Here is a 2,284-nt window from a genome sequence, read left to right as displayed (position 1 = left end):
CCCTGCTGCGGGCTACTGGGCGCCCGCGGGGCAGCAGCAGGGCGGCCATCTGCCAGGAGAGCGTGCGCATGGCCCGGCGCCAGGCCGGGGACGCGGCATCCGCAGCCCGTGGCCAGTAGGCGGCCTTCAGGATGCCCTGCTTGGCCTGGCGCAAGGCTTCGCGGTCCCGCGCCGCCAGGGCGCACAGCAGGCGGTCGTGGTAGCGCTGCAGGCGCTGCGCCTGCGCCATCGACAGGCCCTGCTCGCCGTGCTCCGGCTGCGCTTGCGCGGCCAGGTGCGTGTCCCAGGGGCTGGCCCGGTGGGCCGGCCCGGGCGACGGCGCGCTCATGCGGCCTCCGGGCGAGGGGTGGGAACCGGGCGTTGCGCGGTCAGGCCGTACCAGTTGACCCGTCGCGTGAGCACCATCACGGCGGCCAGCACCAGGAACAGCGCGATGGCACCCACGGCCAGCGCGGTCTGCTCCAGCTGCAGCAGCAGGTAGAGCAGGCCGTAGAGCAGTGCGATGCCGGCCCCGAACGGCAGGCCGAGCCACAGGCTGCCGAGCATGTGGCTGGCGTAGTAGGCCAGCAGCAGCACGCACGCGCTGGCCGCGATGGCATACGAAACGCCGAAGGGCAGGTGCTCCGACAGGCTCACCAGCAGCAGGAAGAAGCTGCACAGGGCGCTGCCCACCAGCAGGTACTGCACCGGATGCACCCGCAGCCGCTTCATCAGCTCGAACAGGCCCACCGCCACGAAGGTGAGCGCGATGAACAGCACGCCGTACTTGGTGGCGCGGTCGCTCAGGGAATAGGGATTGACCGGGTCCACGAAGGCCACGGTGAAGCTGTCGGCGCAGCCGCGGCCGTCGGCGGGCGCGGGTTCGTAGGCGTGGTCCGCGCTGGGGGCCGCCTCGCACGCGGGGCGGCCGGCGGCCACGTCCTGCTGGGCCGTGCTGGCCAGCGAAGACAGGCGCCACAGCGCGGAAAAGCCTTTGTCCCCCACGGTGCGCTCCGACGGCAGGAAGCGGCCTGCGAACGAGGGGTGGGGCCAGCTGCCGTCCATCTGCACCTGGGTCTGGCTGCCCAGCGGCACGATGGCCACGCTCTCGGTGCCCACGAGTTCCAGGTCCATCTCGGCCTTGAACGGGCCGGTATCGCCGCCTGGCCGCTGCACCAGCGCTTCGGGCAGCGGGGCATGCAGGCCTCGGGGGTAGGCGGGGTGGAAGGTGCCGGGCTTCAGGGCCAGCGCCTGGCCGCCGATGGTGAGCTGGGCCGCGCGGATGCCCCGCGCATCGCCCACCGCCATCATCAGCAGGGGTGCGCCGCATTGCATGCGCGAGCCCTGCACGGTGGTGTCCGGCCGCAGGCTCGCGAGCGACGACCACTCGGCGGCGACATGCGCCTTCAGGGCGTAGGTGTTGACCTTGTGCACACCGCGCGAGCGCTCCTGCATGGCGGTGCCGGCGCGCAATTGCAGGGTGTCCGGCATGGCGGTGAGCACGAACTCGCGCCGTTTCTCGACCGTGGTGCGCTCGCTGCCGGTGCCGGTCACGGCATCCCAGCTTTCCACGCAGGCGCTGTGGATCAGCGGCCCCAGCAGGGTTTGCGAACCCGCCAGGCTGCGCGCCACGCCATCGGCGGTGAGGGTGCGGTAGCGCTGGCGGTCGCGCACCACGTCTTCGATGAGGCCCAGGCCGAACAGCAGGAGCAGGGTGATGGCCGCGAGCGCGGCCAGTTTGGTGAACAGGGGGTGTTTCAAGGAGGCTCTCCGCCAGTGGATGTGGAGGGCAGTGTGGTGAGCGGGCGTGAGGCGGAAATGAAGTTTGTGAGCGCACGGTGAAGTGCAGCAGCGCGCTGCCGGCCCGGTGGCCGGTGCGCCGCCGTCAGGCGGCTGGAAAGGCGAGTTCGACCCGCAGCCCGGGCTGGGTGTTGCGCACTGCCATCGTTCCCCCGTGCAGCGCCATGATCCGGCGCACGATGGCCAGGCCCAGGCCCGAGCCGCTGCGCTCTCCACCCGGCCGCGCGGTGGTGAAAAAGCGCTCGCCCAGCCGCGGCAGCGCATAGTCCGGCACGCCGGGGCCCGCGTCCTGCACGGCCACCACCGGGCCATGCAATTCCACGCGCACCGCGCTGCCGGCGGGCGCGAAGTCGATGGCGTTGTCGATCAGGTTGGTGATCGCCAGCGTCACCAGCTCGGCCTCCCACGGGCCGCCGGCGCCGTCGCCCGTGAGCACCAGGTCGATGGTGCGCTGGCTGGCGCGGGCCTGGGCCTGGCGCACGGCCAGGGCCGCGCAGTCCTGCAG

The 2,284-nt window shown here is 72.4% G+C and carries 3 protein-coding genes; all 3 read right to left on the bottom strand.

The features are described from left to right. The coding region (locus AC27KI_RS22980) for a hypothetical protein (RefSeq protein WP_487116017.1) at nt 1-328 on the bottom strand (328 nt) is incomplete at its 3' end. Continuing rightward, nucleotides 325-1,740 (bottom strand): cell envelope integrity protein CreD, encoded by a 1,416-nt coding sequence (gene creD / locus AC27KI_RS22975; protein WP_284430273.1) that lies wholly within the window; start codon nt 1,738-1,740, stop codon nt 325-327. The genes AC27KI_RS22980 and creD, both read right to left, overlap by 4 nt. A gap of 124 nt (nt 1,741-1,864) precedes the next feature. Further along, nucleotides 1,865-2,284 (bottom strand): ATP-binding protein (locus tag AC27KI_RS22970; RefSeq protein WP_487116015.1); only part of this gene is annotated, 420 nt, incomplete at its 5' end.

This window comes from Acidovorax sp. KPB24-03 (genome assembly GCF_057546605.1).
This window is presented reverse-complemented; position numbering and strand designations above follow the sequence as displayed.